The following is a 17,433-nucleotide window of genomic DNA, read 5'->3' as shown; positions in this document are numbered from 1 at the left end:
CTGAGGCGGTTTCATAACCCAAGCTGACGCCTGGAACCGTACCTGGGCCCGCTGGCGGCCCCAAAGGGGGAACATGCTCATCGACGCGCACACCCATGCATTTTTGCCCCAGGATCTCGAGGTCTTGGGCGAACGCCTGGCCATGTTGGACGAGGACTTGCCCGACGCCAGCCCCCACAAGTGGCGGGTGCACGGCGGGGGCTCGGTGGAGGCCCTGCTGGAGGCCATGGCCCGGGCCGGGGCCGAGCGCTGCGTGCTCCTGCCGGTCACCGGCTCCAGGGGCCGCGTCGGGGAGCTCAACCGCTGGGTGGCCCAGGTGGCCCAGGAGCACCCCCAGATAATCCCCTTCGGCACCCTGCACCCCCTGGCCGAGCCCCGGCGCCAGTTGGGCGACTTGTTGGAGCTGGGCCTCAAGGGCGTGAAACTACACCCCTTTATCCAGCGCATCAACCTGGAGCAGCTCGAGGCGGTCCAGTTGTTCGACCTGTTGGCCGCCGAGCGCCTGCCGGTGCTCCTGGACACCATCCACCTCGAGGGCCTGGTGCGGGCCAAGCCCCATCTGGAGCAGGTGGTCAACTTCTTCGGCTTCAGCGGCTGCGAGCCCCGCCAGATCGCCGCCCTGGCCCACGCCCACCCCGGCCTCAGGCTCATCGCCGCCCACGGGGGCAGCCTCTACGGCTGGGAGGAGTTGGACCCGTTGTACGGCCTGGACAACGTCTACTTCGACATCTCATACCTGCACGGGCTGGTGGAGCCCCGCCGCCTGGTGGAGATAATCCGCCGCAAGGGCCCGGACCGGGTGCTCTACGGCACCGACAGCCCCTGGCGCGACGCCGCGGCCTTTCGCGAGTGGTTCGAGGATTTGCCGCTCACCACCTGGGAGCGGGAGCAGGTGGCGGCAGGCACCGCGCTGGAGTTGTTGGGGTAGGTGAGGAAAATATAGTCGTTAGCTCAGATAGAGCTTGCCATCGCCTTTGCTAAAATTGTTTTGAGCATAGATTTTTTCCATTTGATCAATCTCATTTTGTAGTTTTTGAGCCACACTGTTGACTAATTTTTTTATTTCTGACACCCGCGCGTTCAATTTAGCATAGTCGTATCCTTTGAACGCCATTGGGAATCTTATTTGCCCTGGCGTACTCCAGTTGACCACTTGAGGCCTGTAGTAAGTAAGGTCTGTGTGGGCAAAAAGCTGGTTACGTACTGCCATTAATTCAGTATGGAAGGGCAGAAAAATCTGGGGAACGAATTTTTTGGACCTCAGGGAGTTATGGAAGTTAGATCCTTTGTTCTTAGAGAAAGGGCGGCAGTAAGTAATAACTATATCGCGAAGCAAACAATACCGAACGTCGTTTTTTCTGTACCGACTTAAAACTCTTAACGTTCTTAGAGCGGTATCAAAATCAATTGTATAGACCTTGTAAAAAAGATACTTTTGGTATTGCTTGTCATGATTTTCTTCTTTTACGTCTTTTTTGTTCATGACCTTATTTCTTTTTATTGCCTCCCAGATTGCTCTCCCCTACATCCTCCCCCAGGGATGGGGCAGAAACACGCTCTGGTACATGTTCAGGGCGTAGCGGTCGGTCATGCCCGCGATGTAATCGGCCGCGGCCCGCTGGCGCTCGGCCAGCTTGGCGGGCGGCGGGCCGCCCAGGTACTCCCGGTAGGTCTTGTCGTACTGGGGGTTGCAGAGCATGCCGAATAGCTCTTCGACCACCTTGGAGGCCTTGATGAAGTCCTCGTGCACCTCCATGTTCTCGTAGACCCGGTCGTAGAGAAATCCCCGCAGGCCCTTCATGGCCTCCTCCACCTCCGGGCGCATGCACAGCACCGCGCCTCCGGCGGCCAGGCTCTGGGCGATCAGGTCTTTGACCATGGTGTTGATCTGGCGGCTCAGGGTGGAGCCCAACACCTTGACCACCGGCTTGGGCAACTGGCTGCGTTTCAGCACCCCGCCCCGGATGGCGTCCTCGGTGTCGTGGGCGATGTAGGCCATCACGTCGGCGGCGCGCACCAACTGGCCCTCCAGGGTCAGCTTGGTCTTGTCCCCCCGCTTGGGCAAAAAGGGCCCCTTGCCCTTGGAGTGCCCGGCGATGCCCTGGCGCACCTCGAAGGTCAGGTTGAGGCCCTTGCCGTTTTTCTCCAAGAGTTCCACGACGCGCAGCGATTGCTGGTGGTGCTTGAAGCCGCCGGGCAACAGCTTGTCCAGCACCGTCTCCCCGGCGTGGCCAAAGGGGGTGTGCCCCAGGTCGTGGCCCAGGGCGATGGCCTCGGTGAGGTCTTCGTTCAGGCGCAGGGCCCGGGCCATGGTGCGGGCGATCTGGGACACCTCCAGGGTGTGGGTCAGACGGGTGCGGTAGTGGTCGCCGGTGGGGGCCAGAAATACCTGGGTCTTGTGCTTGAGGCGGCGAAAGGCCTTGCAATACAGGAGGCGGTCGCGGTCGTGCTGAAAGGCCGGGCGCAGGGGGTCCTCGCGTTCGGGGCGCTGGCGTCCCTTGCTGGCCGCCGAGCGGGCGGCGTGGGGGCTGAGCATCAGCTCTTCCAGGGCCTCGCGTTGCTTTCTCAGGTTCATGACCACTCTCCTTTACAAACCCACCTCCAACCTTTAGACTCCCTTGCATGTTCAAGGCAAGGATAATCCACCGCTATATCCTTTTTGAGATGCTCTCGCCCTACTTCGTGAGCTTGGGGGTTTTTACCTTCGTCTTGCTCATGGCCAAGATCATGGAGCTCACCGACCTGGTGGTGAGCCGGGGCGTGGGCCTGGACGTGGTGGGCCGCCTGCTCATGTACACCATGCCTTACTTCCTGGTGTTCACCATCCCCATGGCCACCTTGCTGGGGGTGCTCATCGGGTTTTTGCGCCTGTCGTCCGACAACGAGGTGGTGGCCCTCAAGGCCGCCGGCATCAGCCTTACCAAGCTGCTGCCCCCGGTGGCCGCCCTGGCCCTGTTCTCCTGGCTGGTCACCAGCATGCTGGCCCTGTGGGCCCTGCCCTGGGGCAACAACCGCTTCGAAAACCTGATCTACCAGGTGGCCTCCACCCAGGCCGAGCTGGCCCTCAAGGAAGGCTCCTTTATCGACACCTTCCCCAACCTGGTGATCTACATCGACAAGCTGCCCGGCGGCGGAGTGCTCAAGGACGTGTTCATCGTGGACCAGCGCGACAAGAAAAAGCAGCACACCATCGTGGCCAAGCGGGGCAAGTTTTTCCCGGCCAAAAAGGGCAAGCTGACCCTGCGCCTGTACGAGGGGGGCATCTACGCGGTGGACCCGCAGCGTAAATCGCCCCAGACCGCCGCCTTCGAGACCTATGACATCACCTTGAACGCCGGGGCCTTCGTGGCCAAGCAGCGCAAGGAAAAGCACGAGAAGGAGATGTACGTCACCGAGTTGTTGGCGGCCATGGGCAAGGTGAACCCCGATTCCAAGGAGTACTACCTCCTGGATATGGAGCTGCAAAAGAAGTTCAGCCTGCCCTTCGCCTGTCTGGTCATGGCGCTCATCGGCCTGCCCCTGGGCATAGGCTCCAAGAGCGGCCGCTCCTGGGGGGTGGCCGTGGCCCTGATCGTGTTCCTGGCCTATTATCTGCTGCTCTCGGCGGCCTGGTCCTTTGGCGAGGGCGGTTACTACCCGCCCGTCGTGGGCATGTGGGTGCCCAACATCGTCTTCGCCCTGGTGGGCGTATTGATGTTCCGCCAGGCCCTGCACGAAGCCCCCATCCCCCTGCTGGACAAACTGGACCGTCTGCCGGAGCTTATCCGCCGCTTGCGCCACCGGGGCCAAGACGAAGCCACGGAGGACTGAGTGCGCATTCTAGCCCTATACGTGGCCCGCGAGTTCCTCAAGCTGTTCGGCTTTTTGGTGGTCGGCTTCGTGGCCATCTTCACGCTGTTCGATTTCATCGAAAAGGTGGACAACTTCATAGAGGCGGGGGTGCCCGCCTCCACCATGTTCAGCTATTTCCTGCTCCAGGTGCCGGAGATCACCGGTCTGATGATCCCCATGGCCATCCTCATGGGCAGCATCCTGTCCCTGGGCCTCATGGCCAAGAAAAACGAGATCGTGGCCGTCAAGTCCGCCGGCATCAGCATCTTCCGCTTCAGCCTGCCCATCCTGCTCTTGGCCATGGTCCTGGCCCTGGGGGTGGCCTTGATCAACGAGGTGGTGCTGCCCATCACCAAGAGCCGCACCAACTACATCTGGACCGTGCGGGTGGAAAAGCAGCCGGGCCGGCTGTACCAGACCGAGCATTTCTGGTTCAAGGGGCAGAACTCCATCTACCAGGTGGGGCTGTACCTGCCCGACAGCCAGAGCCTGGCCAAAGTCACCTGCTACCGCTTCGACCCGGAGTTCAACCTCAGCGAGCGCATCGACGCCGCGCGGGCCCGTTACATCGACGGCAAGTGGGTGTTTTTCAACGGCCTGTACCAGAAGCGGGTGCCGGGCGGCGGCTACGACGTCAAGATATTCGACCAACTGCCCCTGACTCTGCCGGAGAAGCCATCCGACTTCGCCGAAATGAGCAAGCCCAGCGCTGAGATGAGCCTGGGCGAGTTGGCCCGCTACGTGGCCAAGCTGCAAGGGCAGGGCTTTGACCCCGTGCGCCAAAGGGTGGACATGCAGGCCAAGCTGTCGTTCCCCTTTGTGTGCCTGATCATGGCCCTGATCGGTATCCCGTTGGCCATGTTCAAGGAAAAGGGCCGTTTTTTGCCTTCGGCCATCATCATCGGGCTGGGGGTGGCCCTGATGTATTGGGTGAGCTTCAGCTACGTGCGCAGCATATTCGGATATACGGGGGTGTTGCCGCCAGTGCTGGCCGTCTGGCTGCCCAACCTGTTCTTCGGCCTGTTCGGGGTGTTCATGTTCACCCACGTCAAACAGTAACCAACCGCCATTAATAATTTATCGACGATTCCTGCGGGTCAGGCCCCCGGTGGGGGCACAAATCGCTTGCACCGGCGCGCCTCCGCATTATAATAAAAATAAGAACTATTACTAAATGGAGGCAGCCATGCTGACATTGCAGGAAATACGCGCGGACCAGCAATTGATCAACGAGATCGATTGGGAAATGACCCCGGAAAAGGCCGTGTCGTTATATTTGGAGTGGGGCAACGGTTGGAATCACGGGATACGCATGGTGCGCTCCCAGGATGAAGAATCTTACTATTTCGTGGTTTACTCTTGGGAAGACGGACCGGTGCTGCATTTCATCCGCCGCAACATGGGCGGAGCCGAGGAATTGGCGGTAATCGCCCTGCCTGAGGATTTGCGCGATCATTTCCAGGAAACTTGGGGTGGGCACAAGGGCGTGTACGGTCTGACGCCGGAGATCGAGTCCTGGCTCAAGGATGAGTTGGGCGCCACCCAACATTAAGCAAACGCCTGTAGGACAAAAACCGCCCACCGGCCTAGCCGGGGGCGGTTTTGCTTTTCAGGCGCTGGACCCTATTCTTCCGGCAGCTTGGTCTCCAGGGCCATCTTGATCTTGTTCTTCAACTCGGTGAGGTCAAAGGACTTGATCACATAGAAGTCCGCGGCTATGGACTTCATGTCCTCCTTGAAGGTGTCGTACGCGGTGCAGAGGATCACGGGGAGGTCGTAATATTTGTTGCGGATGTCCTGCAACAGGTCCAGCCCGTTGTAGTCCACCATCTTGATGTCCAAAACCACCAAGTCGGGTTTTTCCTTTTCGATGCGCTCCAAGAGCTGATAGCCGCTGTCGGCGGTGGCCACCTCGTAGCCCTCGTCGGCCAACTCTTCGGAGTACAGAAAGCGGATATGCTCTTCGTCATCGACGATCAGTATCTTGGCCATGCTTCCACCTTAAGGTCGGTTAGGCCACCCAGTGGTCCACCAGGTAGGGCTTGGTTTCCTCGAAAACCATGCACTCGTTTTCGATGAAATCCTCGGCCTGCTGTACGCTCATCCGCTCGGTCTTGCGCACATAGGAAAGGGTCTTTCCGAAATAGAGCGGGATCAGCGAATCCAACAGCTGCTGGGAGTCCATTACTTTTCTATTATATGCCCCGGCATAGTCAAAAAGAAGTTTGGCCCAGGTTTGGGTGGGAAAGTCGAACTGCTCGGCGGGCAGGTTGGCCACCTCCTCCACCTTGGCGAAGATCGGCTCGGTGAGGATTTGTTGCCAGGTCTCGCGGTAGCGGCCCATGCCGCTCCGGAAATTCTCGGCCAGCTTTTCCTGGCTCACCTTCACGGGAGGCGGCATCTCCACCTCGCCCAGTCCGAAGCCGTAGATGGAGGTGGGTTTGGACCATTTCACCCGCATCCAGTAGCCGGCGCTTTGCACCATGAGATCGAAGATGGTTCCCACCACCTGGCTGAACATGGGGCCCAGATCCGAGCCGGGGTCCTTGGGCTTGTGGATCTTGGGGCGGCCCATGAAGGCCTGGCAGATGGGGATGTTGTTGTTCATGGCCAGGGTGGTCATCCAGATGTCGATGCCGAAGTGGCTCACCGACTCGGTCCAGGTGGGGCTGGCCAGGTAGATGCGGGCCAGCTCTCCGCTGAACCCGAAGTCGCCGCCTATGGGCTGGCGCACCCGCCGGCCATACAGGGCCCGGGTCAGGGGATAGGCGATGGAGTTGGTGATGGTGCCGTCGTACTTGTGGCGTACGTACAGGGGAGCCACGTAACCGAACTCGTTGAACAGGGGCTCGCCCAGGTGCTTGATCCATTGGGGAGTGATGGACTTGAGGTCCGCGTCCACCACCACCACCGCCTCGGCGCCCAACTCCACCACCTTGCGAAAAAGGTTGTTGAAGTTGTTGCCCTTGCCTTTTACCCCCGGGGGGGTGGAAAGATAAATCTGGGGCACGTCCTCGGTGTCGGCGCCAAAGAAGGCCTCCTTGGTGCCGTCGTCGGAGTTGTTGTCGCAGTTGATGATTACGCCTTGTTTGTCGCCGAAAAAGCGCTTTAGGCCCTGGGCGGCCTGGCTGGTGGGGTAGGCGATGAGTTCGGCTTCCCGGTAAGACGGGATGGCCACCACCATCTGGGCTGAAGTTATGTTCTGGGGGTTTTCCTCTAGGTGCACCTCAGGCATCGAGGTCTCCTTGTTGGCATCATCCCGGGGTTAAGATTATATTTACGATTTAGAAATACGCTAATCCGGGGGCAAAGTCAAACCAACCGGGCCCGGCAGGCGCTTGACACCTGGGTTGTTGCCCCAGGATTATCGGATTGACCTTCAGTCTCTCCTGAAGCTTGCGGTAAACGGGAAGACCAAAGTGGTAACTATCGCAGTACTAGGGAGGCAAAACATGGCTCGGAGCCTGTTCCTGCCCCTGTTCCTGGTGTCCTGCCTCCTGTGTTCAAACGTGGTTCCCGCTTCCGCCGGGGTCCTGGGTTTCAATGAGTGGGGCCTGACCGCCTTTGGCAACGTGTCCATGGATACCGACGACGGCGACCTTTACGAGGCGGGCATGTTCGCCGACGTGGCCATGCCGATTTGGGTAAGGAAGGATCTGCGCCTGGATTTTCGCGTGGAAGGCCAGGTGGGCGTTTTTTTTGATTACGACACCGGGGTGGAGGTGGCCATCGTCCCCGCCCTGCGTCTCTACCTCATGTGCAACGACGTGTTTCTGCCTTATGTGGAAGCCGGCGCCGGCCCCTCTTACAACACCCTGGATATAAGCGAGCTGGGCCTGGGTTTCAACTTCTTGTCCTTTGGCGGCCTGGGCCTGCGTTTTCCTCTGTGCGAGGCCATGAGCCTGGACGTGGGCTACCGCTGGCGCCATATCAGCAACGCCGGCCTGGACAACCAAAACCAGGGGGTGAGCAGCAACCAGCTCCTGGTGGGCCTGGCCTGGGCCTTCTAAGCATGGCCGCGCTGGGCGGCTCTCTCAAGCAAGCAACGATAGTGACGCCGGTCATTCGGTGGGTTTTACAGGGCCCCCTGGATGACCGGCGTTTGGTTGGCTGGGCAATAAGAGGTTTGGAAAAAAGAGTTTGCCGGGGGGCCTCTTTTGGGGCGGTCTGATCGCGCGGCCCTCGTGGTCGTTGTCCGAATCGTCACGGGGACGGTCAAATTGCGAGCCGCGACAAGGCAGCCGTCTCCGCTGCGGGCGTAGCCGGGGGTAGGGCGGCTCTTTCAGCCCAGCTCCTTCTCAAAGGCCGCGAAGTTGTCCTCCAGCTCGTAGAGCAGCTTCTCGGCCTCGCCCAGCTTCCAGCCGCCAATGGCCTCGGTGATTTGCCGGTGCAGCTGAACGATCTTGGGGCCGTAGTGGCCAATGGCCGAGGACAGGCCAGGCTCCAGGGTTTTTTCGTGGCTCAGGCGCACCACCAGGGGCACCAGGTCCAGGAAGGTGGGGTTCCGGTCGATGAGGCTGTTGTCCAGGCCGGTGACCACCCGGTAGAGCTTGGGGAAGTCCTTGGCAAAGCTCTTCTTGTACACCGGCTCCACCCGGACCCTGATCTGCATCCAACGGCTCATGTCCTACTCCCTCGGAGGCGGCAGCTTGCCCGCCAATATGCCTTGGGCCACGTAATCCACCACGTCCAAGCCCATCAGCGCGGGCCCTTGGCGGCCGTACTTCACGTTGAATTCTAGCAGAAGGGCTTGGCCGTCCACCATGGCCAGGTCCACCCCCACCTCGTCCAGGTCCGCCGCCCGGGCCAGCCGCGCGGCCAACTCCACCGCCCGGGGCGGCACCCCGGCGAAATCCACCACGGCTCCCTGGGCCACGTTGCTGCGCCACTCTCCCGGCGGCGGCACCCGCCAGTAGGCGCACACCGGCTCGAAACCGATGAGCACCACCCGGATGTCACGCTGGATGGGCAGGCGCTCCTGGATGTAGGCCACCTTGTTGTCCGCCAGATAGGCGTCGAGCTGGGCCTGGTTTTCGATGAGATACACCCCCCGGCCCCGGCAGGAGGCGCGGGGCTTCTTGGCCACAAAGGGAAAAGCGAAGTGGCCCGCGATGTCCCGGCGCTGGCTGCCGTAGAAGACCCTGGTGCGCGGGTGGGGCAGGCCCAGCAGCTTGAACAGGGTGGTCTGTTTTATCTTGTCGCCTTCCAGAAGGTGGCAGGCCAGGGAAGGGAACAGGCGCTTGCCCAGGGCGGCCAGCTGGGGGGCCAGGGCCTCGGTGGGATAAAAGACCACCGGAGCCCGGCGGATCAACTCCAGCTCTTGGGGGGAATAATCTTCCAGGTTGGGGCGGGGCCCCAGGGTGGTGAATTGGGGATAGCGCCGAAGGCGCGCCCCGATGACCAGCGGCCTAGTCACTTTCCCCCGGCCGGTGCAGGGGTAGCACGAAGTTGGCCATGTCCTCGCGCTCGTGCCAGCCCCGCTTGGCGTAAAACTCATCCAGGTAGGATTGGCGCTGGCGGTTGTTGATCAGCATCATGCGTGAGCAGCCCTCCCGCTGGGCCCAGTGCTCCGCTTCTTCCAACAGGGCGGTGCCCACTCCGTGCCTTCTGGCCTCCGGGCGCACGAACAGCTCGGCCAGGTAAACCTCCGGCGAGGCGAGGAACAGGGAGGGGTTGCGGTGCAGGGACACGTAGCCCACCAGGCCCGCGCCGGGCTGCTGGGCCACCAAGAGGCAGTGGCCGTAGTCGGCCAGGCACAGGGCTATTTGACGGATGATGCCCGCCCGGCTCTGGCTGCTGCCGTCCAGATGGGGAAACCAGCCCAGGGACTCCAGGATGCGGCACAGCCCATCGGCGTCCGCGAGCTGAGCCGGCCTGACTCGGTAGTTGTCCTTCATGCGCTAGTTCCCCGTGAAGAGCCGGGGCGGAGCCGGCCTGTAAGCCGGGTTCTGTTCCCGGCCTGGCGGCCGGGCGATGACCATTCATCTAGGACGGCGGTTGCCCGCCGTCTCCAGCGACCTACCCGGAAGCTGGGGCGGGCCGCCCTCGTGACGCTTCCCTATTTGGTCTTGCACCGGGTGGGGTTTGCCGTGCCTGGGGCGTCGCCGCCCCAGCGGTGAGCTCTTACCTCGCCGTTTCACCCTTACCCGCGCGCAACAGGCGCGGGCGGTTTGTTTTCTGTGGCACTTTCCGTGGGGTCGCCCCCCCTGGCCGTTAGCCAGCACCCTGCCCTGCGGTGCCCGGACTTTCCTCCCGCCCCCCAAGGGGGCCGGCGGTCATCCGGCCGACTCCGTCCCGGCTATTGAATTATATCTGATTTGAAGCCCTAGCGCCTATCCATGGCCTGATTGGCCAGCTCGTCCGCCCGCTTGTTGAACTCGCGGCGTACGTGCAAGATAGTCACCGCAGCGAAGCCCTGCAACAGGCGCTTGGCCTCGGCGTACATGGGCTTGAGGCCGGGAGCCCTGACCTGGTAGCGACCCTCCAACTGGCGCACGATCAGCTCGGAGTCCATCTTCACGGTGAGCCGCCCGGCCCCCAAACGCTTGGCCTCGGCCAGGCCCATGAGCAGGGCCTGGTATTCGGCCTCGTTGTTGGTGGCGCTGCCCAGGTAGCGGCTGAGGGCCGCCACCTCGTCGCCCTGGTCGTCGTAGAGCACCGCCCCGGCTCCGGCGGGGCCGGGGTTGCCCCGGGAGCCGCCGTCGCTGTGCAGGGTCAGCGCGAGGCCCTGGGGGCTCACTGGTCCTCTTTTAGCTGCTCGGCCTCGGCCCAGTAGATGAGGCGGCGGCAGGAGGGGCAGGACATGATCTTGTCCATGCGCTGCAACTCGTTGAACTGCTGGGGGGGTATGGTCATGTGGCACACGGTGCAGGTGCCTTCGCTCACCGCGGCCAGGGCCACGCCGTCGCGGGCCTGGCGGATGAAGTCGTAGTCCTTCATCAGGCCTTTGTCTATCTCGGTGGCCAACTCTTCGCGGGTGCCGGCCAGGCGCGAGATTTCGGTGTCGGTGTTGTGGTAGCGCTCCTCCAGCTGGGTCCGCTCCTCCTGGGAGGCGGCGGCCAACTGGTCATGGCGCTCCTTGAGGCCGGCGACTTTCTTTTCCAGGGCCTCCACCTGCTCCATTACTTCCAGGAGCTGGTTTTCGGTGTCCTTGAGGGAATCCTTGCCGTCGTCGATCTCGGCGTTGGCCGCCTGGTACTCCTTGCCGCTCTTGGAGCCCATGAGGCGGTTTTCGGCCCGGCGCAGGCGGGCGCGCACGTTGTCGGCGATCTCTTCTAAGTCCGCCTTGCGCTTGAGCACCTGGTCCAACTGAGTCTGTTGGGCTTCCAACTGGCCATGCAGGGCCTGCTCGGCTTGGGTCAGATCGGCCAAACGGCCTGGTATGACGTCCCTCTCCTGCCCAAGGTCGAACAGGGTTTTGTCTACGGCTTGCAGCCTTATCAACAGACGCAATTGATCAAACAAGGTTATTCCTCCTCTGGGACAACCGGCCTCCAGGGATCGATCCCGCCGGTGTATGGTTCAATGGTGCTGACCAGGCCCTGGTCGGTCAGTTCACGACGCAGGCGGCGAGCCCAGGGCTCCACGATCACCGCCTCGGTTTGGTAGTGGCCCAGGCACAGGATGCCCAGGCCCAGGTCCGCCGCCTGTTCGGCGGTGTGATGGCGGGCTTCGCCGGTGACCAGCAACTGGGCCCCGGCCGCGGCCGCCTGGGGCAGCAGGTCGCCGCCCGAGCCGCCCACCACGGCCACCCGCTCGATAACCTCGGGCGCCCGCCCGCCCAGGTGAGCCCAGCCCGCTTCCAACTCGGCCGCCGCCCACGCGGCGAAAACCTCGCTTCGCCGGGGCGCGGCCAGGCTTCCCACCCGGCCCATGCCAAAGCCCGGGGCGCTTTGGCGCAGGTGATATACGTCCACCGCCGGCTCTTCGTAGGGGTGAGTCCGGCGAATCGCGTCCAGGGCCTGGGGCACCCGTCCGGCGGGCACCACCATTTCCAGGCGCAACTCCTCCAGCATCTCCTTTTCACCGGGGCGGCCCAGGTAGGGATGGCCGTCGGGCGGGGCCCAAAAGCTCCCCACCCCCACGGCGGCGAAGGAGCATTCGCGGTAGTCGCCGATGTTTCCGGCCCCCACGTCAAAAAGGGCCCGGGAGATTTCCTCCATGGCCTCGGGCGGGGTGAAAACCACCAGCTTGGCGATGTCTTGGTTTTGCGCGGGAACCAGGGGGGTGAGCTCGCTCAGGCCCAAACGCTCCCCCAAAACGTCATTGACTCCGCCGGGGGCGGAGTCAAGGTTGGTGTGGGCTGCGAAGATGGCCAGGGGTTCACTGGCGGCTTTGATCAGGCGGGCGGTCGCCGGGGAGTCCACCCGCAGTTGCTCCAGGGGCTGGAACAATACCGGGTGATGCAGCAAGAGCAGGGCGACCTTGGCCTCCAGGGCCGCGGCCAACAGCGGCTCGTCCAGCTCCAGGGCGGTCCAGACCTTGGGGGCCGGGGCAGCCGGGTCTCCCACCTGCAGGCCCACCTTGTCCCAGCTCTCGGCGCTCCAGGCGGGAGCCCACCGCTCCATCGCCTCCATGAAATCGCCGATTGTGGCTGGCTTGCCGGACATCAATCTACACCCAAAGAAGAGGGCACCCCTTTGCTGGGGGGCGCCCGTGGAGAACCCTGCGTTGGTTGCTTTGCTCTTCCCCGGTTGGGGGGCAGGCCGCGAGGCAAGCTCGCATAGGGTGCTCTCCCTCAAAAAAATGGTGGGCCCACCTGGCCTCGAACCAGGGACTATCCGGTTATGAGCCGGAGGCTCTACCAACTGAGCTATGGGCCCGGCGCATTAGAAATTGTTATTATGGCCTCGGCCCTTAGGCCTGTCAACAGCGTGACGGCTGGTGCGTTAAAAAAGGAAAGTCGCCAATGGGACGGGGCCTCGGGCGCAACCGATGCCCGCACCGGTCGCGCCCTGCACCCATCCCCAATTGTGCCGTTGCCCACCGCCGTCGCCGCCCAGCCCGGCGGCGCGCCGCGGCGCCTAGTCCTCGAAGTTGCCCTTGGGCCCCTTGTCGCCGCCCACGGTGGCGCCGGTGGCGCGGATGTAATCCTCGCTCCATTTGGCCGGGTCTTCGATGCGCTGGGCCTTGGGGCCCAGGTCGAAGCCGCCCGCCTGGAGAATGGCCTCGACTCCCAGGGGCGCGGTGTCCTGGGCGTTGAACACCTTGGTGATCAGGTCGTAGACAAAGCGCTCCACGCCATCGACCATGCGGTGGCGCACCGAGGCGGGCTGGGCCAGCAGCTTGTTTTCAAAAGGCAGGTTGAGCTTTTTGGTGTTGCCGCCCTTCCAGCCCTTTTCCTGGGCATAGGCCATCATCTCGGCCCACATTTCCTCGGACATGCCCTGGCCGGGAACCTTGATCAGGTTGCCGTCGCCGTCCAGGGCCGCGTTGCCGTATTCGTCCACCTCGACCCCCCAGGAGATCATCTGCAGGGCGGTGGCCACGTTGGCCTTGGTGGTGTTGGTCTCCTGGGCGATGCGCCGCAGGCGGTCGGAGTTGTTGCCGCTGGTGCCGTGCTGGGCCCCGGATACCTTGTAGGCAGTAAGGGCCTGGTGAATCTCGGCGGTCAGCTCGACCTGGATGCCCTGCTCGGAGGTCTGGATGCCGTGGGCGGTGCCGTTGTTGAGCGCGATCCAATCCGGGGATATGCCGTGGGCGTTGAGCCCCTGGATGAGGAACAGGGCCTCCTTGGCGGTGGAGAGCCCCTCGCTGCCCTTGATCTCGCCCACCTCGGTCTCCAGGCCGGCCCAGGCGGGGATGTAGGGGTTGATGGCCAGGCTGGCCAGCAGGTTGTCCGGGTCGGGCTGGTGGGATGCGTCGATGGCGATGGAGGTGATGCCCGCCTCGAACATGGAGGGCACCTCGACCTTGGCCTCCTCCAGGTCTTTGGCGTTTTTCACCGCGTAGTGATCGGCGTGAATCGCCACCGGCACGGTGATGCCCAGCTCGTTCATGACCTGGTCGGCCTGGCGGGCCAGGTTCCAGTAGTTGGTGGCGCAGTAGGCGCCGCGCCCGCCCTCGCTCTTGGCGATCTCCAGGATAATGGCCGCGTTGGCCCGTTGGGCCGCCTTGAGGGCGCCTTGAATCACGAAGTGGTTGCGCCCGTTGGCCGCGATGGTCATGGCCTTGCCCTTGGCCGACAGCGCTCGGTCGATGACCTTGCCGCTGACCAGCAGGGCCTTGGAGTTGGGGAACAGGCGGGTGATGTTGGGCGGGCGTCCTATCTGGAGCGCTTTGGCGAAGTCTTGGGCGTAGGTGCTGGACATACCCTTATCCTTTCTCGTGAAAACTTCCCCGCCCCAAGGCGGCGGGGGCTGAATTTATTGGTCTAAAAATTGGGTCGGCCTAAAACCCGTCCACCCGCAGAAACTCCTCGGGAGGCCGCCGCTTGGGGGCTTTTACCTCCTGGGCCGGGTATCCCGCCGGTATCATGGCCACCACTTCGTAGCCCGAAGGCAAATTGATCACCTTGCCGGCCGCGTCGTGGTCAAAAAGGCCCACGACGACCGTGCCAAGGCCCTGGTCAAAGGCGGCCAGGCACAGGCTCTGGCAGGCTATGCCCAGGTCGAACATGAACCAATCGCCAAACTTGGTGGTCACCTTCCCATTATAATATCCCGAGGCTTCCAGGCGGGCGCAAATCACGAACAGGGCGGGAGCGCTGACGATGGCCTTGGTGGCGGGGTTGCCCTTGCTCAGGGTATGCTGCAACCCTTCGCGCCGGGCCGGATCTTTCACCTGCACCAACTCCCAGCACTGGGTGTTGGCCCAGGAGGGAGAGAACATCACCGCTTCCATCAGTCTTGCCACCACCTCGTCGCTCACCGGACGATCGTCGAATTTGCGGATGCTCCTGCGCTCCCGGATGGCCTGCATCAGTTCCATCAAGAATCCTCCAAGTAGCGGTAGTATATAGCCGGTCGTTTTGCTGCCAAAATGAAGTTAGCACATTCGGCGGCCCGCCCCAAGGGCCGCCGAGCCAATCATTCCCCTGGGAGCGTTGTTCTGCTAACATGAACCAAAAGCACTGAGGATGGTTGCCCTTGGCGGGCCCCGCGTTGCGTCTGGGCTGCGGCTAACAATCAAGCGGAAGGTGATAAATGGCTATAGTGGCAATCTCGCGCAAGGTCGGCTCCCTGGGAGACGAGATATCCCAGCAGGCGGCCGACCAGTTGGGCATCAAGGTCATCGGCGTGGCCGATATCCATCAGTTGGCCATGCAATGCGACAAGGAATTGGCGGATATTTGCCGCACTTTTGAAACCGAGCAGCCCGCCGGCTTTTTCGAGCGCGTCTTCTTTCGCGATCCTGCCGGCTCCAGCCTTTTCGCTTCCCTGATATATCAGCAAGCGGCCATGGGCGACGTGGTGATGCGCGGCCGGGGTTCCCAGATCGTCCTGGCCGGTCAGCCCAAGGTTCTCAAGGTGCGCATCGTGGCTCCTTTCCGCCTCCGCATGGAGCGTATCGCCAAGCGCAAGAACGTGAGCCTGGAGGAGGCCGCGGACTATGTGCGCCACTTCGACCGGCAGCGGCGTTCGCTGATCGAGAGCATCTTCCAGGTGGACCTCAACGACTGGAGCCTCTACGACATGGTGCTCAACTCCACGGATCTGCCCCAGGAGTTGCTGGCTGACGTGGTCTGTCTGGCGGCCAAGGAATTGGGGCCCGTCAGCGACGAGCAAAAGAACAAGTACTCCGACTTGGCCCTGGCCAAGCGGGTCGAGGCGCTGATCAAGAAGAAGGTGCCCACCTTCCCCGCCCGCGACGTGGAAGTGGAAACCCATGGCAAGGGACGCCTGGTGCTCACCGGGGCGGTTCTGGACCGGGAGGCGGTGAAGAAGGCCGAGGAGATCGCCAAGAACACCCCCGAGGTCACCGAGGTGGACAACCAGCTGCGCCACACCGACCTTACCTTCTAGCGCCGCGCCTAGGGCGCTGTGCCGCACAAATGCAAGGGACGGCCCGTTGGGCCGTCCCTTTTCGCGTCGTGCCGTTTCTAGAGGGTATCGGCGTAGATCTCCAGATAGTGCTTCACCGCCACCCGGCGGCCCGCCTGGGACAGCTGGTCGCTGATCTGCAACATGCAGGCCGGGCAGCCGGTGGCCACCGTGGCCGCACCGCTGGCCGCGATGTGCTCCAGCTTGTGCTTGCCGATCCGCTGGGACAGGTCGTAGTGCTCCAGGCTGAAGCTGCCGCCCAGGCCGCAGCACCAGTCGCTCTCGGTCATCTCCACCAGGCGCCAGGCCGGGTTGGCGGCCAGCAGGCGGCGTGGCTCCCGAAACACCCCCAGGGATTTCTTGAGGTGGCAGGGATCGTGATAGGTCAGCGGCTGGGCCTGGGGATCGGGCGCGGGGGCTTGGCCCTGTACCAGGTCCGTCTCCACCAGGAACTGGCTCACGTCCCTGGTCTTGGCGGCCAGGGCACGGGCCCGCTCCTGGGCGGCGGGGCTTAGGGAGGCGCACATCAGGGGCCAGAGCTGGTGGATGGTGCCCGCGCAGGTGGCGCAGGCGGTCACCAAATAGTCGAAGCGCCCTGGGTCCAGGCGGGCCAGGTTGTGGCCCAGAAGCTTGTTGAAGGTGGGCATGTCCCCGGCCGACAGGGCGGGTATGCCGCAGCAGGCCTCCTCGGCGGGCATCTCCACCCCCACCCCGTGGTGCTCCAGGGCCTTTAGGGCGGCGCGCCCCGCCGCCGGATAGAGCTTGTCGATGAGGCAGCCCGCGAAAAAGGCCACCCGGAGTCCCGAGGCCCCGGCCGGGGTGGAGCGCGGCGGCTCCAGGCGGTGCAGGGGCACCCGGGCCAGGCGTTTTAGGTGGCGCTGACCCAGGGGGGAGGTGAAGCGGGCGCAAGAGGTGTCCAGCAGGCTGTCCACCGGCCTGGTGAGCAGGTTCTCGAAGCGGGGGGCCAGGGACATGAGCCGGTTGAACAGGGCCGGGCGGGCCAGCACCTGGCGGAACAAGAGCTGCTTGGCCGGGGGCAGGCCCAGATAGCCGCTCAGGATGGCCCGGGCCTTGAGGAAGATATCCAGCACCTTTACCCCGCTGGGGCAGTTGGCCGCGCAGGAGCCGCACAACAGGCAGCGCTCCAGGCGCTCGCGCACCCCGTGGGGGTCTTGGAGCATCTCGTGGGCCAGGCCGTCCAAGAGGGCCAGCTTGCCCCGGGCCACGTCCGCCTCGCGGCCGGTCTCGCCGTACAGGGGGCACACGCTCTGGCAAAAGCCGCAGCGCATGCAGGTGATGAGCTGCTCGTCCAGCTCGGCCAAGAGCCGGGCCAGCTGGGTGACGCTACCCATTAGCCCAGATACTCCATGGAGGCGGCGCGTCCGGCTGCGCCGGCCACCGGCATACGGCGTTGCTGGCTGCACTCGGGCCTCGACGCAGCTTTGGCTACGCCTGCGGCCCTCCTTTGCCAGGCGCCTTGTCCGCCGCTGGCCGGCTGTGCCGAGGTTTGGTGTAATCCCTGCGCGGTGAGTATGGAAATACTTTTCATTGGGACCTCATGGATTAAATCTTTTGCGTATTGCCGCACAGCTGCGTATTGCCGCACAGCCTTCATGGAGTA

General features: G+C 63.1%; 19 protein-coding genes, 1 tRNA gene and 1 other RNA gene. 6 read left to right on the top strand and 15 right to left on the bottom strand.

The genetic code is table 11. The features are described from left to right. The first annotated feature begins 73 nt into the window (after window positions 1-73). Window positions 74-928, top strand: coding sequence for an amidohydrolase family protein (locus tag AACH32_RS13955; protein ID WP_338600665.1), 855 nt, complete (start codon window positions 74-76; stop codon window positions 926-928). Between the two features lie 18 nt (window positions 929-946). Here the strand turns inward: AACH32_RS13955 and AACH32_RS13950 are convergent, their stop codons facing one another. After that, window positions 947-1,483, bottom strand: a complete 537-nt coding sequence (locus tag AACH32_RS13950; RefSeq protein ID WP_338600662.1) for a hypothetical protein — start codon at window positions 1,481-1,483, stop codon at window positions 947-949. Between the two features lie 39 nt (window positions 1,484-1,522). Further along, a complete protein-coding gene (locus AACH32_RS13945; protein WP_338600660.1) occupies window positions 1,523-2,575 on the bottom strand; it encodes a deoxyguanosinetriphosphate triphosphohydrolase in 1,053 nt (350 codons plus the stop codon). Window positions 2,576-2,622: 47 nt separating this feature from the next. On the opposite strand from AACH32_RS13945, the gene lptF reads away from it, so the two are divergent. The 3 genes from lptF to AACH32_RS13930 all read left to right on the top strand — a co-directional run bounded on the left by lptF (window position 2,623) and on the right by AACH32_RS13930 (window position 5,383). Next, window positions 2,623-3,810 carry an LPS export ABC transporter permease LptF gene (gene lptF, locus AACH32_RS13940; RefSeq protein WP_338600657.1) on the top strand — a complete coding sequence of 396 codons (1,188 nt, stop codon included), beginning with the start codon at window positions 2,623-2,625 and terminating at the stop codon, window positions 3,808-3,810. Further along, a complete protein-coding gene (gene lptG, locus AACH32_RS13935; protein WP_338600655.1) occupies window positions 3,811-4,890 on the top strand; it encodes an LPS export ABC transporter permease LptG in 1,080 nt (359 codons plus the stop codon). A 127-nt stretch (window positions 4,891-5,017) separates the two neighbouring features. Continuing rightward, a complete protein-coding gene (locus tag AACH32_RS13930; protein WP_338600653.1) occupies window positions 5,018-5,383 on the top strand; it encodes a DVU0772 family protein in 366 nt (121 codons plus the stop codon). 71 nt (window positions 5,384-5,454) lie between these two features. Here AACH32_RS13930 and AACH32_RS13925 read toward each other — a convergent pair whose 3' ends face one another. Continuing rightward, window positions 5,455-5,823, bottom strand: a complete 369-nt coding sequence (locus AACH32_RS13925; protein ID WP_338600651.1) for a response regulator — start codon at window positions 5,821-5,823, stop codon at window positions 5,455-5,457. A 19-nt stretch (window positions 5,824-5,842) separates the two neighbouring features. Next, the gene (locus AACH32_RS13920) at window positions 5,843-7,066 is read right to left on the bottom strand and encodes a glycosyl transferase (protein ID WP_338600648.1); all 1,224 of its coding nucleotides are present in this window, start codon (window positions 7,064-7,066) and stop codon (window positions 5,843-5,845) included. Window positions 7,067-7,283: 217 nt separating this feature from the next. On the opposite strand from AACH32_RS13920, the gene AACH32_RS13915 reads away from it, so the two are divergent. Continuing rightward, a complete protein-coding gene (locus tag AACH32_RS13915; RefSeq protein ID WP_338600646.1) occupies window positions 7,284-7,841 on the top strand; it encodes an acyloxyacyl hydrolase in 558 nt (185 codons plus the stop codon). 272 nt (window positions 7,842-8,113) lie between these two features. On the opposite strand, the gene AACH32_RS13910 is transcribed toward AACH32_RS13915, so the two are convergent. The 10 genes from AACH32_RS13910 to AACH32_RS13865 all read right to left on the bottom strand — a co-directional run bounded on the left by AACH32_RS13910 (window position 8,114) and on the right by AACH32_RS13865 (window position 14,760). After that, window positions 8,114-8,455, bottom strand: a complete 342-nt coding sequence (locus tag AACH32_RS13910) for a hypothetical protein (RefSeq protein ID WP_338600644.1) — start codon at window positions 8,453-8,455, stop codon at window positions 8,114-8,116. A 3-nt stretch (window positions 8,456-8,458) separates the two neighbouring features. Beyond that, entirely contained in the window at window positions 8,459-9,247 is a 789-nt protein-coding gene (locus tag AACH32_RS13905) for an ATP-grasp domain-containing protein (RefSeq protein WP_338600641.1), read from the bottom strand. After that, the gene (locus tag AACH32_RS13900; RefSeq protein ID WP_338600638.1) at window positions 9,240-9,728 is read right to left on the bottom strand and encodes a GNAT family N-acetyltransferase; all 489 of its coding nucleotides are present in this window, start codon (window positions 9,726-9,728) and stop codon (window positions 9,240-9,242) included. Before AACH32_RS13900 ends, AACH32_RS13905 begins: the two co-directional genes overlap by 8 nt. A gap of 24 nt (window positions 9,729-9,752) precedes the next feature. Further along, window positions 9,753-10,122: RNase P RNA component class A (rnpB, locus tag AACH32_RS13895), an RNA gene on the bottom strand. A 34-nt stretch (window positions 10,123-10,156) separates the two neighbouring features. Continuing rightward, window positions 10,157-10,570 carry a ribonuclease HI family protein gene (locus tag AACH32_RS13890; protein WP_338600635.1) on the bottom strand — a complete coding sequence of 138 codons (414 nt, stop codon included), beginning with the start codon at window positions 10,568-10,570 and terminating at the stop codon, window positions 10,157-10,159. Then, a complete protein-coding gene (locus AACH32_RS13885; protein WP_338600632.1) occupies window positions 10,567-11,295 on the bottom strand; it encodes a zinc ribbon domain-containing protein in 729 nt (242 codons plus the stop codon). Before AACH32_RS13885 ends, AACH32_RS13890 begins: the two co-directional genes overlap by 4 nt. 2 nt (window positions 11,296-11,297) lie before the next feature. Next, complete coding sequence (locus AACH32_RS13880; RefSeq protein WP_338600629.1) at window positions 11,298-12,440, bottom strand: Nif3-like dinuclear metal center hexameric protein; 1,143 nt, start codon at window positions 12,438-12,440, stop codon at window positions 11,298-11,300. 137 nt (window positions 12,441-12,577) lie between these two features. After that, window positions 12,578-12,653 (bottom strand) — tRNA-Ile (locus AACH32_RS13875). Window positions 12,654-12,854: 201 nt separating this feature from the next. Beyond that, entirely contained in the window at window positions 12,855-14,141 is a 1,287-nt protein-coding gene (locus AACH32_RS13870; protein WP_338600626.1) for a class II fructose-bisphosphate aldolase, read from the bottom strand. 79 nt (window positions 14,142-14,220) lie between these two features. After that, window positions 14,221-14,760, bottom strand: a complete 540-nt coding sequence (locus AACH32_RS13865; protein WP_338600623.1) for a nitroreductase family protein — start codon at window positions 14,758-14,760, stop codon at window positions 14,221-14,223. A gap of 215 nt (window positions 14,761-14,975) precedes the next feature. On the opposite strand from AACH32_RS13865, the gene AACH32_RS13860 reads away from it, so the two are divergent. Beyond that, window positions 14,976-15,794, top strand: coding sequence for a cytidylate kinase family protein (locus tag AACH32_RS13860; RefSeq protein ID WP_338600620.1), 819 nt, complete (start codon window positions 14,976-14,978; stop codon window positions 15,792-15,794). Window positions 15,795-15,871: 77 nt separating this feature from the next. Here AACH32_RS13860 and AACH32_RS13855 read toward each other — a convergent pair whose 3' ends face one another. After that, a complete protein-coding gene (locus AACH32_RS13855) occupies window positions 15,872-17,164 on the bottom strand; it encodes a (Fe-S)-binding protein (RefSeq protein WP_338600617.1) in 1,293 nt (430 codons plus the stop codon). Between the last annotated feature and the right edge of the window lie 269 nt (window positions 17,165-17,433).

The organism is Desulfoferula mesophila (assembly GCF_037076455.1).
Lineage (GTDB): Bacteria > Desulfobacterota > Desulfarculia > Desulfarculales > Desulfarculaceae > Desulfoferula > Desulfoferula mesophila.
This window is presented reverse-complemented; position numbering and strand designations above follow the sequence as displayed.

Coding starts and splice junctions, on each gene's coding strand:
- AACH32_RS13955 (WP_338600665.1), top strand. CDS start 74: ATGCTCATCGACGCGCACACCCATGCATTTTTGCCCCAGGATCTCGAG.
- AACH32_RS13950 (WP_338600662.1), bottom strand. CDS start 1,483: ATGAACAAAAAAGACGTAAAAGAAGAAAATCATGACAAGCAATACCAA.
- AACH32_RS13945 (WP_338600660.1), bottom strand. CDS start 2,575: ATGAACCTGAGAAAGCAACGCGAGGCCCTGGAAGAGCTGATGCTCAGC.
- lptF (WP_338600657.1), top strand. CDS start 2,623: ATGTTCAAGGCAAGGATAATCCACCGCTATATCCTTTTTGAGATGCTC.
- AACH32_RS13930 (WP_338600653.1), top strand. CDS start 5,018: ATGCTGACATTGCAGGAAATACGCGCGGACCAGCAATTGATCAACGAG.
- AACH32_RS13925 (WP_338600651.1), bottom strand. CDS start 5,823: ATGGCCAAGATACTGATCGTCGATGACGAAGAGCATATCCGCTTTCTG.
- AACH32_RS13920 (WP_338600648.1), bottom strand. CDS start 7,066: ATGCCTGAGGTGCACCTAGAGGAAAACCCCCAGAACATAACTTCAGCC.
- AACH32_RS13915 (WP_338600646.1), top strand. CDS start 7,284: ATGGCTCGGAGCCTGTTCCTGCCCCTGTTCCTGGTGTCCTGCCTCCTG.
- AACH32_RS13910 (WP_338600644.1), bottom strand. CDS start 8,455: ATGAGCCGTTGGATGCAGATCAGGGTCCGGGTGGAGCCGGTGTACAAG.
- AACH32_RS13900 (WP_338600638.1), bottom strand. CDS start 9,728: ATGAAGGACAACTACCGAGTCAGGCCGGCTCAGCTCGCGGACGCCGAT.
- AACH32_RS13880 (WP_338600629.1), bottom strand. CDS start 12,440: ATGTCCGGCAAGCCAGCCACAATCGGCGATTTCATGGAGGCGATGGAG.
- AACH32_RS13870 (WP_338600626.1), bottom strand. CDS start 14,141: ATGTCCAGCACCTACGCCCAAGACTTCGCCAAAGCGCTCCAGATAGGA.
- AACH32_RS13865 (WP_338600623.1), bottom strand. CDS start 14,760: ATGGAACTGATGCAGGCCATCCGGGAGCGCAGGAGCATCCGCAAATTC.
- AACH32_RS13860 (WP_338600620.1), top strand. CDS start 14,976: ATGGCTATAGTGGCAATCTCGCGCAAGGTCGGCTCCCTGGGAGACGAG.
- AACH32_RS13855 (WP_338600617.1), bottom strand. CDS start 17,164: ATGGGTAGCGTCACCCAGCTGGCCCGGCTCTTGGCCGAGCTGGACGAG.